This is a genomic window from Prevotella sp. E9-3 (genome assembly GCF_022024015.1).
Taxonomy (GTDB): domain Bacteria; phylum Bacteroidota; class Bacteroidia; order Bacteroidales; family Bacteroidaceae; genus Prevotella.
Genome location: NZ_CP091786.1, coordinates 2,180,220 through 2,199,318 on the forward strand (window position 1 = coordinate 2,180,220; position 19,099 = coordinate 2,199,318).

Genomic DNA, 19,099 nt, shown 5'->3' on the forward strand with positions numbered 1-19,099 from the left:
TTTACTTCGTTTTGGTATTAAACTTTCCAACTTGCCACTCAGCACCACCCTCGATCAGGTTAGGCAAAGAACCGCCCTTGTATTGTTCCTTATCGAGATGAAGAACGAGTCTTGAGCGGTCAAATACCGCATTCTCGAAATCGTTGGTAAACTCAATTGCGCCAAAGTTGCAGGCATTCGTACAAAGCTGACAGAACATACAATCACCAAGATCGTATGCATAATCGTCAAGCACTTTCTTCTTTTTACCGGTTTCAGGATCTTCAGCCATATGGCTTACAATTTTGATAGTACCGTTCGGACATGCCTTCTCGCAAAGTGTGCAAGCCGTACACTTGTAACTGCCATCTTCGTTGCGTTTGAACACCAAACGGCCACGATGACGCTTTGATACGTGGAGTGTTGTCTTGCGGTTTTCAGGGTATTGCTCTGTGGACTTATTAGTGAAGAAGTCCTTAAAATACTCCTTCCAGGTAATCTTCATACCTGTAGCAAGAGTCTTTAGGCCATGCCCGATTTCTCCGAAATATGATTGTTCTTTTTCCATTTCTATTCTAGTTTTTCCGGATATCCCAGTTTTCTAGTTACTTAATATATAGCCCCAAAGCCACAACAACAGTCATAAGAACCAGGTTGATAAGACCAAGCGGCATTAAATACTTCCATTCCAATTTCAGAATCTGGTCGATGCGAAGACGTGGGAACGTCCATTTTATCCACATCAGAATCCATACCAAAGCGAAAGCTTTTCCGAAGAACCAAACGATTCCAGGAATATAGTTCATTACAGCATCGAATGCTTCGATACCCACATTCAAGGGAGCCCAGCCACCCAGGAATACCGTTGCGGCAATACCTGCAATGATAAACAGATTTAGGAATTCTGCCAAATAGAAAAAGCCAAAACCCATACCACTATATTCAGTATGATGACCAGCGGTAAGCTCGCTCTCTGCTTCAGCCATATCAAACGGGCCACGATTGGCTTCTGCATTTCCTGCAATAAGGAACACGAAGAAAGCAATCAACGCAGGAATATGCCCCTGACAGATAAGCCATTTGAAAGGACCTGTCTGAGCCTCAACAATTCCACTCATCTGCATTGTTCCGGTCAGAATGACTGCTGTAATCAAACAAAGGCAGAGTGACATCTCATAGGAGATCATCTGAACAGCACCACGCATGGCCGATACTACAGAATACTTATTGTTGGATGCCCATCCGGCAAGGAAAATGCCAACCACGCCAATAGATGAAACTGCTGTCAAGAGGAAAATGCCTACATTAAAGTCTAGCACAGTAGCACCATTGTTCCAAGGGAGGAACGAGAAGGCACCTACAGAACCTATTATAACCAGCAGAGGGGCTACAATATAAAGGAACTTATCGGCTTTGTCAACAAAGAAGATTTCTTTTATAAGCATCTTCAAAACATCGGCAAACACCTGCAACAATCCCCAAAAGCCTACACGCATGGGGCCAAGACGACATTGGAAGTAGGCGCAAACCTTACGCTCCATAAAAATCAGTACGATGGCTATCAATGCATATCCTACAAGAATACCTACACCTACCAGCACGCACTCAATCAATATCGACAGAAAATCTCCTAAGCCAAGAGTTTCGCGTAGAAGAGCGTCGAACCATTGTGTTACTATAGAAAAGTCGAACATAATTACTTCAATTTTTCAATTATTCAATTTTACAATTCTTCGACTTATCGGTCGATATCAGGAATCACAAAGTCAATAGCAGCACCCGTAGCTACAAGGTCGGCAATCTTCTGACCACGCAGCATCGGATCAAGAGCGCCAGTCAGAGAAAGACCCATCGGGCGCATCTTCAGACGATATGGGCTCTTGTCACCACGCGAGTCAAGATATACACCAAACTCGCCGCTGGCACCTTCTACTGAGAAATACCATTGGCCTTCCGGTACTTTGATAATGGGCTTCTGCTTTACATAGAAATCACCTTCAGGAATATTGTCGATAAGTTGCTCAATAATATGCAAACTCTGATACATTTCCAGAATATGACAAGTATAGCGATCCATTGTATCACAGCCGGTCAGTGTAATCTGCTCCCACTCCACCTTATCATACATATCATAAGGATGGTTTTTGCGGACGTCATTCTTCCAGCCAGAAGCACGACCAGCAGGACCGGTAACGGCATAAGAGATACAATTGTCGAGCGACATGGGACCAACATTCTCGAAACGGTTGTGGGTAATCACATTATCACCAAACACATCAACGTATTCCTGAATCATTGGCTTCAGGTATTTCACCAAGTCCTTCACATTCTTGACGAAGTTAGGATCGATATCATCCTGCAGGCCACCTATTCTATAATAGTTCTGAATCAGGCGTCCACCAGTAGTTTCCTCCATAACGTTCAGCACATGCTCACGATCGCGCATAGAATAAAGGAATGCAGTAAGCGCTCCCATATCTTGAGCACAGCAGCCTACATAAAGCAGGTGCGAGTCGATACGCTGAAGCTCGTCCATAATAGTGCGGATGTACTTGATTCGGTCGGTGAGTTCTACGCCCATACCTTCTTCTATCACACCAACCAACGCATGACGATGCATCATGGCGCTCAGATAGTTTAGACGGTCGGTCAGTGCAAGGGTCTGAGGATAGGTGTAGCTCTCGCACATCTTCTCAATACCACGATGGATATAGCCAAGATGAGGATAGACGCGCTTAACCACCTCACCATCGAGTACAGTTTGCAGTCGAAGAACACCATGAGTAGAGGGATGCTGAGGACCAATATTGATTACGTACTCATCATTAGTAAACAATTTGTTCTGCTTACATTGGAGTACTCCATCTTTGTCGAGATAGTATTCCAATCCATAATCGGGCTCTACGTCATCTTCTAATGTATATTTATCATTGAACTGCCAGTCCTTACGGAAAGGATAACCTTTAAAATCGCTACGAAGGAACAAACGGCGCATATCGGGATGGCCTAAGAACACGATACCGAAGAAATCATAAACTTCGCGTTCTAGCAAATCGGCTACTTTCCATATATCAATAACAGAAGGAATATAAGGAATATCGTTCTGCATTTGGGCCAACAACTTCACGCTGCAACGTTCGTGGGTCTCTGTATTCTCAAGAATATAGATGCATCCAAGTCCCTCTTCAGCGCCAAAGTCTTCACCAATAATAGTTACCAGATAATCGAAATGCTTTTTCTTTTTCAAGTTCTGCATTTCGTTTGTGAACTTTTTAGACCAGCTAAGCGGTGAATCCGAACGGTCAATAATGAATGATAAGAAATCTAATTTCATGCTTGTTCCTCCTTATCTTTAGTTGACTGTTGAGAGTTTAGAATTAACTGTTGTTCAGCCTTAAGTTCTTCTTCAAATTCTTTAGGGACACTGGTCACAACAATAGGCTCACGACGGTGATCGCCCAATTTATTACGGAAGGTCAATTCCTCGTTAGATACGCCCAGCTCTTTCTCAGCAGCATTCTGCTTGTGGTTTGCTCCACCAAAGAATTTTTCAATTTTAACTTTACGCTGCAACTGCATCATGCCATACATAATAGCTTCTGGACGTGGAGGACATCCTGGAATAAAAACATCAACAGGAACAATTTCCTCGATTCCTTTCACCACATGATAACTCGATTTAAAAGGACCACCGCTAATAGCACATCCTCCAACTGCAATCACATATTTAGGCTCAGCCATTTCGTCATAAAGACGTTTCAAGGCAGGCGCCATCTTATGGGTGATTGTTCCAGCACACATAATCAAATCGGCCTGACGTGGAGAGTTACGGGTAACTTCAAAGCCGAAACGGGCAAAGTCATAACGAGAACAACCACACGCCATGAATTCAATACCACAGCATGAGGTTGCAAAAGTTAACGACCAAAGCGAGTTTGCACGTCCCCAGTTAATGAGTTTGTCAAGAGATCCAACCACAACATTGGTGCCGCCCTCCTGTAGTTCATCAACCAGTTTATTAAGCGTTTCGTTGTCATTCCATTCTTCGTATGGAATAGACTTGATTTTAGGATTTCTTATTTCCATTCCAACGCTCCTTTCCGCCAGGCATAAGCGAGACCCAGCACTAATACTAACAAGAAGAATCCGATGCTGAGCAAAGCCATTGCACCAAAGTCCTTCACTACTACTGCCCATGGATAAAGAAACACTGTTTCTACATCGAACATGAGGAAGAGGATGGCGAAAAGATAGAAACCGATGCTCATTGGAAGCCAAGAGGTTCCATGAGTAGGAATACCACACTCATAGGGTTCACCTTTCACCTTGGCATACGAGCGGGGACCTATCAGCTTAGCAACTACGTAAGCTCCCACCACCAGTGTAATAGCCGTCAGCAAGACGGTAATTAACAATGTGAAATTCATAAAGATTTAAAAAAATGTTGTAATAATATTGTCTGCATGCTTGTCTTAGTATTTCCCTAAATGGTAGATCTAAGCGCGTGCAAAGGTACGAAATTAATAACAACTATTGATATAAATATCAAATTATTTTCCAAAAAATCATTTAACCAAGTACAACGTCGAGCACCATCATGAGCACAAATCCAATGGCAAAACCGATTGTACCGATGTTGCTATGCTCGCCTTCTGAAGCTTCGGGAATGAGTTCTTCAATAACCACATACAACATAGCGCCAGCTGCAAAAGCCAGCAAATAAGGCATAGCGGGTGTCATCAAAGAAGCTAATAACACAACGGCAAGACCACCAATGGGTTCTACAGCTCCACTGAGGCTTCCTAAAAAGAAAGAACGCCATTTGGAGTTGCCGGCAGCCCGCATCGGCATTGAGATGATTGCCCCTTCCGGAATATTCTGTATTGCAATACCAACGCTAACAGCCAAAGCACTTGCCAAAGACAATCCGACAGCACTTTCTTCGGCACCAGCAAAGACAGCTCCCACTGCCATTCCTTCCGGCAAGTTATGGATAGTGACAGCCAAGGCAAGCATAGCCGTTCGGGAAAGATGAGACCGAAGTCCCTCAGGTTTGTCTGTACCTACATGCAAATGGGGTGTTACTTCATCCAAAATCAGCAAGAAGAACATGCCAAGTAAGAAACCTATTGCAGCAGGTATGACTGCCAGTTTCCCCGCCTCCAATTCCATTTCAATACTTGGAATTAGCAACGACCAAACAGATGCTGCGACCATCACACCTGAAGCAAACCCTAATAAAGCTTTCTGCAAACGAAGAGACATTTCATCCTTCATCAGAAAGACAAAAGCCGCTCCTATCATAGTTCCTAACAAAGGAATCAAAAGTCCAACAATCAAAGTCATTGTTATTATTTTTTTGCAAAGTTATATTTAATAACCGAAAAATATTATATCAGAATGACATTTTTTTTTGATAAAGCACGTAAATATCCTACATTTAAACAAAAAAAGTCAAAAGTTATTTTGCGTGTTGAAATAATAGTGGTACCTTTGCAGCCGCTTAAAAATCACTTTAAAATTAAAAACACTTTTATGCGTAAAGAATGGCGTGGGTTCAAAGGAACCAAATGGACTGAAGAAGTCAACCTAAGAGATTTTATTCAGAATAACTACACAGCTTACGATGGTGACGAATCGTTCCTTGCTGCTCCAACAGAAGCAACAAACGAACTATGGGGACGTCTTCAGGAACTCCAGAAAGAAGAGCGTTCAAAGGGTGGCGTGCTTGACATGGAAACCGAGATTGTGTCAAGTATGACTGCTTATGGTCCTGGATATATCGATGAAAACAAGAAGGACCTGGAAAAAGTTGTAGGTTTGCAGACAGACAAACCTCTGAAACGCGCTTTCATGCCTTTCGGTGGAATTAAGATGGCTGAGCAGGCTTGCACCAACTACGGTTACCAGCCCTCAGAAAAACTGCACGAGATCTTCACAAAGTATTGCAAGACTCACAACGAAGGTGTGTTCGATGCATATACCGAAGAAATGAAGCACGTGCGTCACAACCACATTCTGACAGGTCTGCCCGATACTTATGGACGTGGCCGTATCGTAGGTGACTATCGTCGTGTGGCTCTTTATGGTATCGACTATATTATTGCTGAGAAGGAAGCCGACAAGCGCAACTGCGGCGCTGGCGTGATGAGCGATGACATCATTCGTCAGCGTGAGGAAATCTCTATGCAGATAAAAGCTCTGAAAGAGATGAAGGCTATGGCTCAGATTTACGGTTTTGACATTTCACAGCCTGCTAACAACGCGCGTGAGGCTGTACAGTGGCTCTACTTCGGCTACCTGGCTGCCATTAAGACTCAGAATGGTGCTGCGATGTCAGTAGGTCGTGTATCTACTTTCCTCGATATTTACATCCAGCGTGACTTAGAAGAGGGAACTCTGACTGAGAATGAGGCACAGGAGCTGATTGACCACTTGGTAATGAAATTCCGTATGGTGAAGTTCGCACGTATTCCTTCTTATAACGAGCTTTTCTCTGGTGACCCCGTATGGGCTACACTGGAAGTTGGCGGTATGGGCATGGACGGCCGTCATATGGTAACCAAGAACGACTATCGTTTCCTCCATACTTTGGAGAATATGGGTCCTTCACCCGAACCAAACCTCACCGTGCTGTACTCTCCCCGTCTGACAGACAACTTCAAGAAGTATGCTGCCATGATTTCGGTAAAAACCAGTTCTATTCAGTACGAGAACGACGAGGTGATGCGTCCTGTATGGGGCGACGACTATAGCATCTGCTGCTGCGTAAGTGCTACACAGACAGGTAAGGAGATGCAGTTCTTTGGTGCACGTGCTAACCTGGCTAAGTGCTTCCTCTATGCTTGTAACGGTGGCGTGGACGCTAAGACCCGCGAGCAGGTTGCTCCAGGTTTCCGTCCTATTAAGGATGAGTATCTGACATGGGAAGAATTGGAGCCTCGCTTCGATCAGGCTATGGACTGGTTGGCCGGTGTTTATGTAAACACCCTGAACCTCATCCACTACATGCACGATAAGTACTTCTACGAGGCAGCCGAGATGGCCTTGATTGATACTAACGTACGTCGTACCTTCGCTACGGGCATCGCTGGCTTCTCTCACGTGGTTGACTCAATCTCTGCTGTGAAGTATGCTAAGGTGAAGATGATCCGCGACGAAGAAGGCTTCAACGTTGACTATGTGGCTGAGGGCGACTTCCCCCGCTATGGTAACGATGACGACCGCGCTGACGAGATTGCAGTATGGTTGCTGAAGACCTTCGTTAAGAAGATCCGTAAGCATGCTACCTATCGTAACGCTACTCCTACCTGCTCTATCCTGACCATCACTTCTAACGTGGTTTACGGTAAGTACACTGGCAACCTGCCCGATGGTCGTCGTGCTGGTACTCCTCTGTCACCTGGTGCTAACCCCAGCTACGGTGCTGAGAAGAATGGTTTGCTGGCTTCGCTGAACTCTGTTGCTAAGCTGCCATACGAGTACGCACTCGATGGTATCTCTAACACACAGACCATCAGTCCCAACACATTGGGTCACAATGATGATGAGCGCGCCACGACACTGGTTCGCGTGATGGACGGCTACTTCAGCCGTGGTGCTCACCACCTGAATGTAAACGTTTTTGGCGTTGACAAACTTCGCGATGCTATGGAACATCCCGAGAAGCCTGAGTACGCAAACTTCACCATCCGTGTTTCTGGTTACGCTGTGAAGTTCATCGACCTGACTCGTGAGCAGCAGGAAGACGTAATCGCACGTCAGTCACACGAAAGACTGTAATCGAACTAGAATAACCCATAAAACTAGTATGACTAGCAAAGGTTATATACATTCAACCGAATCCTTTGGCTCCGTTGACGGGCCAGGGATTCGGTTTTTGATTTTCCTACAAGGATGCCACATGCGTTGCCGATACTGCCACAATCCTGACACCTGGAGAAAAGGTGAAGCAGCATCACTATCGACTATTAAAGATCTTTTAGATAAAGCCGAGCGTTACCGAAGCTATTGGGGAACAGATGGGGGGATTACCGTAAGTGGAGGCGAAGCTCTTCTACAAATAGATTTTTTAATTGAACTGTTTGAAGAGGCTCATCGTCGCAATATTAACACATGTCTGGATACATCTGCCCAACCTTTCACACGTAGCAATCCATTCTTTGAGAAATTTGAGCGACTGATGAAAAGTACCGACGTAGTACTTTTAGACATCAAGCACATCGACTCAGAGCGTCACCAATGGTTGACTGGTCATCCTAATGAAAACATCCTTGATTGTGCCAGATATCTGAGTGATATCAATAAACCTGTTTGGATTCGCCACGTATTAGTACCTGGTATAAACACAGACGATGATCAACTGAAACGCTTGCGGTGTTTCATTGAGACGCTCAGAAACGTTAAGAAAGTTGAAGTATTGCCCTACCATACCTTAGGAACATTTAAGTGGCAGCAATTAGGATTGGAGTATTCACTTAAAGACACCCCGACCCCAACTGCTGAACAAATTAAACATGCTGAACAGATATTGGTTCAACAATAGTTTTGAGTCCTTTTAACTTCTGCCCTTTAACTTTAGCCAGAACACTCTTGAGTGAAGAGCGAGATATGGCAACATAAGCATAACGGTCGTTCACATCAATACGACCTATTTCAGAAGGCTTTAATCCACCTATCTTGCAGAGAAAGCCTACGATATCACCTTTCGATATTTTATCTTTCTTCCCCTTACCAATATAAATGGTAGCCATTAAAGGTATAGGAATATCGGCAGAAGAGTCAGAATTGATTTCCCATAACTGGGACTGAAGATTTCCTTCGGTCCCTTTTTCATTTCTGAAATCAGGCATCTTCTCATCAGGCCCCACAAGAAAGAAAGTGCGTCCCATTTCATCCCAACGAGCAGTACGTCCAACCCTATGAATAAGCGCTTCTTCATTAAGCGGAAGATGATAGTGTATAACATTATCAAGTTTGGGAATATCTAGGCCGCGAGAAGCCAAATCGGTAGAAACAAGAACTGTAGCCGAACCGTTAGCAAATTGATATAACGCATCCTCACGTTGCCGTTGCTCTAACCCGCCGTGAAAGCTGCTGACTACAATTTCTTTTTTGCGCAAGAAGTCACTAACTCGTTCTACGGAATCTCGATAATTGAGGAATACTATACTCTGAGTATTGCCCAACTGTAGAAGTAACTGATAAAGTGTATCAAGTTTATCTTTTTGAGGACAGGCAACTTGATAGACTTCAACGCGGTCAGGCACAGGTTCCTCAGTATCCAGATACCCTAAACGGGAAGTACGTTGCATTTCAACGAAATGAGGAATTTGCTCAGCATCAGTAGCCGATAATAATATGCGTCTTTGCAAAGAAGGTAACTGTTGGAGCAAACGCTGCATCTCGTCATGAAATCCCATCTCTAAACATTTATCGAATTCGTCAATAACGAGAAACCTTATGTTTCCTGCATTAATATTGCCTTTTGAAAGATGGTCGTTCAATCGTCCCGGAGTTCCAAAAACCAACTGTGGACGATTCTTCCTTAAAAGCCGATGTTCATCCATTGCCGCACGACCACCATAACAACTCTGTGAACGCAAACCGCTTCCCATCGACTTTAATACATGGTCACTCTGCCAAGCCAATTCTCGACCAGGTACCACAACTAACGCCTGTACCTCAACACTATCAGCATTGAGCAATTGAACCAAAGGCAACATATAAGCCAATGTTTTGCCAGAACCTGTAGGAGAAAGAATCAGCACATCATTACGTGTTCGCAAAATAGCTTCATAAGCCTCTTGCTGCATAGCATTCAACTCGGCAATGCCCAATTTCTGTAGTATATCTTCGTTCTTCATTTTCACTCCTTACTATTTATCATTCTTGACATCTTCGCCACGCTTAGGAAAGGCAGGAACATGTCTCATCTCACGTTCTATTCGTGCTTGTCGTTTCTTCATGTACCCACTCGGATTGAGTGAACTGAAACGTCGTGGGTTGGGCAATGTTGCTGCAATCAATGCACATTGACTACGACTGAGTTCAGCGGCTGAACATCCGAAGTGTTCATGAGCTACAGCATCTGCACCATATATACCTTCTCCCATTTCAATACTATTCAGATAGACCTCCATTATACGCTGTTTTGGCCACGTCAGTTCTATCAGAATAGTAAAATATGCCTCAAATCCTTTCCTCAACCATGATCGGCCGGGCCATAGAAATACATTCTTTGCAGTTTGCTGAGAAATGGTAGATGCACCTAACCTACGTTTTTCCGGATGTTCCCTATTACGCTTAGCAGCTTTTTGAATAGCGTCAAAGTCAAAACCATGATGATGTAAGAAATTCGCATCTTCACTTGCGACAACAGCCACAGGCATAAAAGGAGAAATATCTTCGAGCGCCACCCAATGATGACTTAATTTCACATCCTTTCCTTCCTTGATTTGTTCAGCCACTCGGATTACCATCAAAGGGGTAATCCAAACTGGCACAAAGCGAAAAAGGATAACAGAAAGAATCGTGGAGGCAAAAAATGCCACCACGATCCATTTCATAATCTTTTTAATATAGCTAAAAAATAGCATCGTCTGCTTATCGGGGATTACTTCAGTGTACCAGCCTCAGCAGCCTGAATCATGGCCTGGCTAGCATACATGTAAACCTCAACGCGACGGTTCTGAGCCTTACCTGCAGCAGTAGAGTTATCAGCAACAGGGTTAGCCTCGCCATAACCTGTGGTAGAACGAATCTGAGAAGCGCTCACGCCAACAGACTGAAGATAAGAGGTAACAGCCTGTGCACGCTGTTCTGAAAGCTGCTGATTCTTAGCAGCACTCTGCTCAGCTGTGCTATTTTTCCAACCAGCATTGTCAGTATAACCCTGAATGGCTACATCGCAATCGGTGTTCTGCTTCAACACGTTAGCGAAATTAGACAGTGAATTCTTAGCGGTCTGACTCAAGGTAGCGCTACCAGTAGTAAACAGGATACCCGAATCAAAAGTAACCTTCACAGCCTGAAGACCATTTGCGTCAGTAACTGACTCAACTTGTGCATTCTGAACTGCCTGAGCTTGAGCCTTCACCTTGTCCATTTTCTTACCGATCAAAGCACCAGCGCCAGCACCAACAGCTGTACCTACAGCAGCACCTACTGCAGTATTGCCAGCAATCTTACCAACAACAGCACCAAGTACAGCACCACCAGCAGCACCAATAGCTGTTCCTTTTGCCATGTTGCTGCAACCAGCCATCACAATTCCTGCACAAAGTGTCAGGATTACTACTTTAAACTTCTTCATAATTGCAAAAATGTTTATTTTAAAATGTTAAACAATTAGTTTTCACGATGCAAAGATAATCTATTTCTTGAAATAAATATCTTTTTTCGAACTTTTTTTACTATTTTTGCACCCAAAATAAAAACATAACAACAAAATCATGGCAAAAGAATTAAAAGAATTGACAAAAAGAGCCGAAAACTACAGTCAATGGTACAATGATCTTGTGGTAAAGGCTGATTTGGCCGAGCAATCGGCAGTACGTGGATGTATGGTGATCAAGCCTTACGGATATGCCATCTGGGAAAAGATGCAACATGAACTTGACCGTATGTTTAAAGAGACTGGTGCCCAAAACGCCTACTTTCCTCTACTGATACCTAAATCATTCTTGAGTCGTGAGGCCGAGCACGTCGAAGGCTTTGCCAAAGAGTGTGCAGTAGTGACTCACTATCGTTTACGCGCCAAAGAAGACAAAAGTGGTGTTGAAGTTGATCCTGCAGCAAAACTTGAAGAAGAACTCATAGTACGTCCTACTTCGGAGACCATTATTTGGAATACATATAAAAACTGGATTCATTCTTGGCGTGATCTGCCCTTGATGTGCAACCAATGGTGTAACGTAATGCGCTGGGAAATGCGTACTCGTCCTTTCCTTCGTACTTCAGAGTTTCTTTGGCAGGAAGGCCATACTGCTCACGCAACACGTGAGGAGGCTGAAGAAGAAGCTAAGAAGATGCTGAAGGTATATGCTAAATTTGCTGAGGAATGGATGGCTGTACCTGTTGTTCAGGGTGTGAAGAGTGAAACAGAGCGTTTCGCCGGTGCTCTCGACACTTATACTATTGAGGCAATGATGCAGGACGGTAAGGCTCTTCAAAGCGGAACCTCACACTTCCTCGGTCAGAACTTTGCTAAAGCTTTTGAAGTTACATATCTTAATAAGGAAAACAAGCCCGAATATGTTTGGGCCACCTCATGGGGTGTGTCAACCCGTTTGATTGGAGCGCTCATCATGACTCATAGCGATGACAATGGTTTGGTACTTCCTCCGCGTTTGGCTCCTATCCAAGTAGTTATCATTCCTATTGCTACGAAACCTGAGCAAATGGAACTGGTAAACAAAGAGGTAACACCTATTATTGAGAAACTGCGCAAGAAGGGTATTACTGTTAAGTTTGACGATTCAGACAATAAGCGTCCTGGCTTCAAGTTTGCCGACTACGAATTAAAGGGTGTACCTGTACGTCTAGTATTGGGTGCCCGTGACTTGGAGAACGGAACTATCGAAGTGATGCGACGTGATACACTTGAGAAAGAGACCCGCTCTCTGGAAGGCATTGCTGAATACGTGGAGCAGTTGCTTGAGGATATTCAGAATAACATCTTCGAAAAAGCGCGCAAGTATCGTGACGATCGTATTTACGAATGCGACAATTACGAAGAGTTCAAAGAGCGTGTTAAAGATGGTGGTTTCTTCCTTTGCCACTGGGATGGTACTGCCGAAACTGAGGCAAAAATCAAAGAAGATACCCAGGCCACTATTCGTTGCGTACCTTTCGGTGTTGAACAAACACCTGGTGTTGACATGGTAAGTGGAAAACCAGCCAAGGCTCGTGTAATTATTGCAAGAAGCTATTAATTAAATTATATGCAAAATAAAAGGCCCGCCAAATGGTGGGCCTTTTATATTTGAGTCTATCTCTTATTCTGCCAAATCAAAAATTCCAGTAGGAACAGTGCGTTTTAACACTTCAAGCTGCAAATCCTTTCCTACGGCGATACCATACGAACGAAGTACAGACTCAATAGTCTTTCGCGCTAACTCTGGATGGTTGTTCTCTTCAGAAAGATGACAAAGCCACACATGTCGCAAATGTTCGTTCATATTTTGGGCAATTGCTTCAGCACATGCTTTGTTATTAAGGTGACCTGTTCCACTAACAATACGCACCTTCAGATGTTCAGGATAAGGACCTTGTTGAAGCATTTCAACATCATGATTAGCCTCAATAACTAAATAGTATGCCTTACTGATGTATTGAGCCATTTCTTCAGTAACAGTGCCTGCATCAGTAATCAGACAGAAATTTGTACCGGAAGCTTCAATAAAATAGCCTACGTTATCGCTACTGTCATGTGGAACTGTAAAAGGTGTAACTGTAAAATCGCCTAACTGAACAGTTTCTCCAGGGGTCAAAATATGACGATCTGCAATATTGACTTTACGTGTTACGCAATAGTTTCTGTCTATACCTTGATGTACAGTAGCCGTAGCATAGACTGGCAGATGAAAGTCATGATTAATACTACCTACCGACTTTATATGGTCAGCATGATCATGAGTTATGAGAACGCGATGAATTTGAGGTAATGTAAGACCGAAATCACGGAAGTGTTTTTTCAACGTACGAATACCGATTCCTACATCAATTAGCAAACCATCTTTTTCTGTATATAGAAAATAGCAGTTTCCACTACTACCACTGCCAAATGAAATGAATTTCAACATCTATTTTTCGTTTTAATTGCAAAGGTACAAAAGAGTTAGGAGTTAGATATGCAAATCAATGAAAATTAACCTTTTTACACAGCCTTAACAAGCATCTTTACACATCTATCAATATGATGTTAGAAAGGCAATCCTACTGCAAAATGAAAAGCCATATCACGTCCTAAACGTGGATGAAGGAAAGGATAGTGTTCATCACCATCTGTTTCATATGCAGGATTAATAGCTTTCATTCCAAGATCAAAACGTAAAACAAAATAATCGAAATTAAAACGGAAGCCTAAACCATATCCGACTGCAAGTTGAGAAATGAACTCATTAAGACGAAACTGGCCTCCCGGTTGTTCTTTATAATCACGAAGTGTCCATATATTTCCTGCATCTATAAAAAAAGCGCCTCCTAATTTCCAGAACAAATGAGTACGATACTCGGCGTTAAGATCAAGTTTCATATCACCTGTCTGATTTATAAAATTAATACGGCCATCATGTTCTTTGAACTTACCAGGTCCCAATGATCTTACACTCCATCCACGTACACTATTTGCGCCTCCTGAAAAATATCGTTTCTCAAATGGTAACACATCGCTATTTCCATACGGATATGCTATACCGAGGCCAAGGTGAAATACTAAATGGTTATGATTGTCCAATCTTAACGAATGGGTCAAATCCATATCACCCTTTATGTATTGAGCAAATGCTATGTTGAAAAGACGATATTGCCCACGATCATCTTTTTCTTTTCCCAATAATGCAGCCCCAACAGAAAGTACGTTTCCAGAAGTCTCTATATTCGTTTTTACTGCAAGATTATTGTGATTATAAGCATAACCGAACCCAATCTTTGTAATAAACAAATCCTCATAGTTGTAACGAAGAATCGCATTTCTTGAATTTTCACTTTCTAAGTACTCATGTCGGAAAGTATCTGAAATCCAAGGCATAAACACATAGTTCAAATCGAGCAAATCCAACTGATACCGATCATGCCTATGCATGAAATTCCATTTATATCGCCAACCAGCAGAGAGTACTCGGCGATGGAATTCAGGACGGTCCTGCATATCATACAAAAGAGATAATTCACTTGTGGCTAATGCTTTATGTCTTATACTATGATAAAACCAAGGCAGAACAAATCTTGGAAACGCTAAGCGAGTCTCAATAGAATACTCTGTAAAGTCTTGTTTGTTATATCCCTCTAACCCCTTAATTGCTTCATAAGCACCACGCAATTCAACACTAAACACTTCACTTCCTCTGAAGAGATTTCTATTTTGATAAGTGAGCGAGGCAGCTGCGCCGAAATCACCTGCAGTATTGGTTCCTTCCGGCTGAAAACTGATAGTTGATGGTTTGTTCGTCTGTAGCGTTATATTACAGTCCAGCAAATTTGTATCTGGATGTTGAACAATGGAGATATTGGTATATTTTACGGCCTGCAAACGCCCAAAATGATTATATGTATGCTGAAGGTTTGTACCAGAATATGTTTTTCCCTCTTCTAAATGCGTACATTCTTCCAGCACATGCCTACGCAAATGCAAGCGATTGTCATTTGGGTCTCCACTAACAAAGCTAATCTTATCTATAGTATATTTGGTATGCAAAGTATCGGCATAGTTGTTACGCTTATAAAGTCCAATATTCAGCGTAACATCTATCATTCGAGATCCTTCAACTGTATCGGCCTCATACGTGATATACTCTTTGTGGAAACGATAATAACCATTATCATTCATTAAAGAGGTAAGACGTTTTCGTTCGGCGTCCAAACGTGACACGTCAAATTTCATTCCTTCAGTCAGTAATCTACGTGTACTATCTGCAGTATGCTTTAACAATGTAGCCAATTCCGGATCATCCACCCGATATTTTACATTATTTATAAAATATGGCAATCCTGGTTTCAAATGATACATCACATCGGCCTTCTTTCGATGATAATCCACATCAAAAGAAACCTCAGCACGCATATAGCCTTCATTTCGCAATTCTTGTTTCAAATCCAAAGCCGTACGGACAGCGTGGATGCTATCGAAAACAACAGGAGGTTCACCAATAGAGCGTAACATTCTGTTAAGCCATTGAGTAGAATCCCGACCAGACAGAGAATAAGTAGCAAGTGGCATTTTAAAAAGCGAAAAGAATCTGGCATTAGGATTTTGCCTCACCAACCCTCGCAATTGACTGATACTCAGATTTACTTCTTCTTCTCCTTCAACATCGAGTCTCACATTATCGAGCAGATAGTTCCCCTCAGGCACATACCGCGTAATTGAGCATGACGAAAAAGAAATGGCCATGCTCAATAAAAACATTTGGACTAACTTATGTTTACGCATATATTTAATGCAAAGGTAAGGATAATTCACCTTTCATAATTCATTATTCATAATTATTTTCGTATCTTTGCGCCAAAATTAAAGTCTTTTTAGAAATTCATATGGTTAGCAAGAACGATATAAAACGTATAAAACAGTTAGAGCAGAAAAAGTACCGCCAGCGTGAGGGGCTCTTTGTAGCTGAGGGACCAAAAGTTGTTGGCGACCTTCTGAGGTGCGGATATCAACCTACAATTCTTTTTGCCACAAGCGAATGGAATGACAAAAGTGCTTTTTTTGATACCAAACATAGCGGAAACCAATTAAGAACAGAGATAATTACTAATGAGGAACTTCAGAAATTAAGTTTCTTGCAGCATCCGCAACAGGTACTTGCCGTTTTTCCTATACCCCAACAGTCGTTTCCAGAACCTAAAGGACTTTGCTTAGCTCTCGATGGAGTTCAGGACCCAGGAAATTTAGGTACCATTATACGCATTGCCGATTGGTTTGGAATCAAAAACATTTACTGTTCAACCGATAGCGCCGATGCATGGAACCCAAAGGTTATTCAAGCAACAATGGGCAGCATCGCTCGGGTTAATATATACTATTGCGATTTAAGCATCATACTTTGTCAAACCACCCTGCCCGTCTATGGTACATTACTTGATGGTAATGACCTTTACCAAGAGGAACTGTCAACAGAAGGTATTATCGTTATGGGCAACGAGGGCAACGGAATCTCACAACCTATTCGCAAGCTCATCAATAAAAAGTTGCTCATCCCTAGTTATAGCCATGACGACACAGCAGAGAGTCTAAACGTTGCTATAGCAACAGCAATCACTTGTGCAGAATTTAGAAGAAGAAAATAATCAGAGGCTATATTTACTACGATGTTTTGCATTTTGAGACTTTTGGGGTACTGAATTACCTGATGACACCGATCGTACGCCACAATAATGCTGATACCTCTGACGTATGCTTTGAACATAATCAACAGTTTCACTGCCTCGCATATAACCATATTTTACAATCGGATGCTGATAATAGCGAGGCTCACTTAGCTTAAGCACATATATAGAAACATCCTTCCATCTGTATGGATTGTGCCCTTCATTCTCTGCTAAAGCCATAGCATCACGCACATGATGAGCACCACCATTATACGCCGCTAAAACAAAATCCTGACGTTCACGTCGATTCTTGACATCAGAAAAAGATTGTTCCAATTCTTTCAAATAGCGAGCTGCTGCTGCGATATTTGGTTCTGGTTGATTGAGCTGTTCACGTGATAATCCCAAATGATCTGCCGTTGAAGGCATAATCTGCATGAGGCCTCTCGCACCTACCCATGACAAAGCATTTGGGTCGAAAGTTGACTCTTGGTAACATTGAGCTGCCATGAGTCGCCAATCCCATTTAATTGGTTGACAATGACGCTTAAACAAACCATCATATCGGGAAATTATGCCACCTTCGCTATTCAACATAGGTGCAAAGACTTTTCGCCTCACACCACCTCCAGACTTTAACAATCGCTGTTCCTCTTTTCTTGCTGCGACCATTCGTCCATTATTATACCATCCCTCCAACATCTCTTTTAACTGAGGTTTTCCGTCAGCCACCTTCCATCCTGGTGATGTTGAAGAAGATGGGAAAATTGGATAAACTATGATATCAGCATCTCCATTCCGCAGTTTAGACAACAATTCAACTGTGTCGCGGCACAGTTCTATACGCAGACGAACTCCCAATGAGTCGGCAAGTTGCTGACACAACATTGTATGAACCCCAAGATGAATGCCACGATAGTCATAATAAGTTTCAGGACCTGATATGGTTAAGGCAATCATTTCACCTGCTTGCTCAATATCATCGAGGTCAAAATCTTCATCCACAGTTTCTTCTCCCCACGGATTGACAACAGGTTCCTGTTGACGTTTCTTGCAGGCTGAAAGGAGCAGAAGAAAAAGAATAATTATTCCGTAATGTTTCAATCCTATGCATTTTTGACTGCAAAAGTACAGTTTTTATTGCACAATCAAGAATTTTTATTTAATTTTGCGACCTAAATCAATACAAAAAAGAATTGCGATCACAGGATTCGCAAAACAATTAATAATAAGAATCATGTTAAGAATTGCCGTACAATCAAAAGGGCGCCTGTTCGATGACACAATGAACTTGCTGAACGAAGCAGATATTAAGGTCGGTGCCTCAAAACGTACATTGCTAGTCAGTGCCCAAAATTTTCCATTAGAAGTTCTTTATTTGCGCGATGACGATATTCCTCAGAGTGTGGCTACTGGCGTGGCCGATTTAGGTGTCGTTGGTGAAAATGAATATGAGGAACGTGGTGCTGAGGCTGAAATTATTCAACGTCTTGGCTTCTCAAAATGCCGTTTATCTTTGGCCATTCCCAAAGAAATAGAATATCAAGGTCTTTCATGGTTTAACGGTAAAACTATTGCTACAAGCTATCCCGTCATTCTCCAGAAGTTTTTGAAAAAGAATGGCATTAACGCTGAGATTCATGTTATCACTGGTTCGGTTGAGATTAGCCCAGGTATTGGTTTGGCCGATGCCATTTTCGATATCGTGAGCAGTGGCTCAACACTTGTTAGCAATAACCTACGTGAGGTAGAAGTAGTAATGCAGAGCGAAGCTTTGCTCATTGGACACCCCGGCATGTCGCATGAAAAGCGTGAAGTATTGGAACAGATGTTATTCCGCTTTGAAGCTGTTCGCCAGGCAGAAGACAAGAAATATGTACGCATGAATGCCCCTAAGTCTCGTTTACAAGAAATCATCAGCGTTTTACCAGGCTTAAAGAGTCCTACAGTAATTCCTCTTGCCGATGATGAATGGTGCTCTGTTCACACAGTGCTCGACGAGAAACGTTTCTGGGAAATTATCGGAAAACTGAAAGAGATGGGTGCGCAAGGTATTTTGGTAACGCCTATTGAAAAAATGATTCTTTAA

The 19,099-nt window shown here is 42.6% G+C and carries 17 protein-coding genes; 5 read left to right on the top strand and 12 right to left on the bottom strand.

The features are described from left to right. Position 1: 1 nt before the first annotated feature. The 6 genes from L6475_RS08235 to L6475_RS08260 all read right to left on the bottom strand — a co-directional run bounded on the left by L6475_RS08235 (position 2) and on the right by L6475_RS08260 (position 5,325). Positions 2-547 carry a 4Fe-4S dicluster domain-containing protein gene (locus L6475_RS08235; protein ID WP_237818927.1) on the bottom strand — a complete coding sequence of 182 codons (546 nt, stop codon included), beginning with the start codon at positions 545-547 and terminating at the stop codon, positions 2-4. A gap of 37 nt (positions 548-584) precedes the next feature. Continuing rightward, positions 585-1,673, bottom strand: coding sequence for an NADH-quinone oxidoreductase subunit NuoH (gene nuoH / locus L6475_RS08240; RefSeq protein ID WP_237818929.1), 1,089 nt, complete (start codon positions 1,671-1,673; stop codon positions 585-587). Positions 1,674-1,717: 44 nt separating this feature from the next. Beyond that, positions 1,718-3,235 carry an NADH-quinone oxidoreductase subunit C gene (locus tag L6475_RS08245; protein ID WP_237824099.1) on the bottom strand — a complete coding sequence of 506 codons (1,518 nt, stop codon included), beginning with the start codon at positions 3,233-3,235 and terminating at the stop codon, positions 1,718-1,720. Positions 3,236-3,309: 74 nt separating this feature from the next. After that, entirely contained in the window at positions 3,310-4,065 is a 756-nt protein-coding gene (locus tag L6475_RS08250; protein WP_237818931.1) for an NADH-quinone oxidoreductase subunit B, read from the bottom strand. Next, the gene (locus L6475_RS08255; RefSeq protein ID WP_237818933.1) at positions 4,056-4,406 is read right to left on the bottom strand and encodes an NADH-quinone oxidoreductase subunit A; all 351 of its coding nucleotides are present in this window, start codon (positions 4,404-4,406) and stop codon (positions 4,056-4,058) included. The genes L6475_RS08250 and L6475_RS08255 overlap by 10 nt, the downstream gene beginning before the upstream one ends. 142 nt (positions 4,407-4,548) lie before the next feature. Next, the gene (locus L6475_RS08260) at positions 4,549-5,325 is read right to left on the bottom strand and encodes a ZIP family metal transporter (protein ID WP_237818934.1); all 777 of its coding nucleotides are present in this window, start codon (positions 5,323-5,325) and stop codon (positions 4,549-4,551) included. Positions 5,326-5,514: 189 nt separating this feature from the next. Here L6475_RS08260 and pflB point away from each other — a divergent pair, with 189 nt between their 5' ends. Both pflB and pflA read left to right on the top strand, forming a co-directional pair. Continuing rightward, complete coding sequence (pflB, locus tag L6475_RS08265) at positions 5,515-7,761, top strand: formate C-acetyltransferase (RefSeq protein ID WP_237818936.1); 2,247 nt, start codon at positions 5,515-5,517, stop codon at positions 7,759-7,761. Between the two features lie 28 nt (positions 7,762-7,789). Then, on the top strand, positions 7,790-8,524 hold the full coding sequence (pflA, locus tag L6475_RS08270; RefSeq protein WP_237818938.1) for a pyruvate formate-lyase-activating protein: 735 nt from the start codon (positions 7,790-7,792) through the stop codon (positions 8,522-8,524). Here pflA and L6475_RS08275 read toward each other — a convergent pair. Genes L6475_RS08275 through L6475_RS08285 form a run of 3 tightly spaced genes read right to left on the bottom strand, consistent with a single transcriptional unit; the run spans position 8,490 to position 11,293 of the window. After that, positions 8,490-9,845 carry a DEAD/DEAH box helicase gene (locus tag L6475_RS08275; RefSeq protein ID WP_237818940.1) on the bottom strand — a complete coding sequence of 452 codons (1,356 nt, stop codon included), beginning with the start codon at positions 9,843-9,845 and terminating at the stop codon, positions 8,490-8,492. The genes pflA and L6475_RS08275 overlap by 35 nt on opposite strands. Positions 9,846-9,857: 12 nt before the next feature. Then, complete coding sequence (mtgA, locus tag L6475_RS08280) at positions 9,858-10,547, bottom strand: monofunctional biosynthetic peptidoglycan transglycosylase (protein WP_237818942.1); 690 nt, start codon at positions 10,545-10,547, stop codon at positions 9,858-9,860. A gap of 47 nt (positions 10,548-10,594) precedes the next feature. Beyond that, positions 10,595-11,293, bottom strand: coding sequence for an OmpA family protein (locus tag L6475_RS08285; protein ID WP_237818944.1), 699 nt, complete (start codon positions 11,291-11,293; stop codon positions 10,595-10,597). 139 nt (positions 11,294-11,432) lie between these two features. On the opposite strand from L6475_RS08285, the gene proS reads away from it, so the two are divergent. Next, on the top strand, positions 11,433-12,914 hold the full coding sequence (proS, locus tag L6475_RS08290; RefSeq protein ID WP_237818946.1) for a proline--tRNA ligase: 1,482 nt from the start codon (positions 11,433-11,435) through the stop codon (positions 12,912-12,914). A gap of 63 nt (positions 12,915-12,977) precedes the next feature. Here proS and L6475_RS08295 read toward each other — a convergent pair whose 3' ends face one another. After that, positions 12,978-13,784 carry an MBL fold metallo-hydrolase gene (locus tag L6475_RS08295; protein ID WP_237818948.1) on the bottom strand — a complete coding sequence of 269 codons (807 nt, stop codon included), beginning with the start codon at positions 13,782-13,784 and terminating at the stop codon, positions 12,978-12,980. A gap of 119 nt (positions 13,785-13,903) precedes the next feature. After that, entirely contained in the window at positions 13,904-16,132 is a 2,229-nt protein-coding gene (locus L6475_RS08300; RefSeq protein WP_237818950.1) for a BamA/TamA family outer membrane protein, read from the bottom strand. Positions 16,133-16,233: 101 nt separating this feature from the next. On the opposite strand from L6475_RS08300, the gene L6475_RS08305 reads away from it, so the two are divergent. Then, positions 16,234-16,989: an RNA methyltransferase gene (locus L6475_RS08305; protein ID WP_237818951.1), complete on the top strand. Its 756-nt coding sequence runs from the start codon at positions 16,234-16,236 to the stop codon at positions 16,987-16,989. On the opposite strand, the gene L6475_RS08310 is transcribed toward L6475_RS08305, so the two are convergent. After that, positions 16,990-18,114: a transglycosylase SLT domain-containing protein gene (locus tag L6475_RS08310; protein WP_237818953.1), complete on the bottom strand. Its 1,125-nt coding sequence runs from the start codon at positions 18,112-18,114 to the stop codon at positions 16,990-16,992. 133 nt (positions 18,115-18,247) lie between these two features. On the opposite strand from L6475_RS08310, the gene hisG reads away from it, so the two are divergent. Beyond that, positions 18,248-19,099, top strand: coding sequence for an ATP phosphoribosyltransferase (hisG, locus tag L6475_RS08315; RefSeq protein WP_237818955.1), 852 nt, complete (start codon positions 18,248-18,250; stop codon positions 19,097-19,099).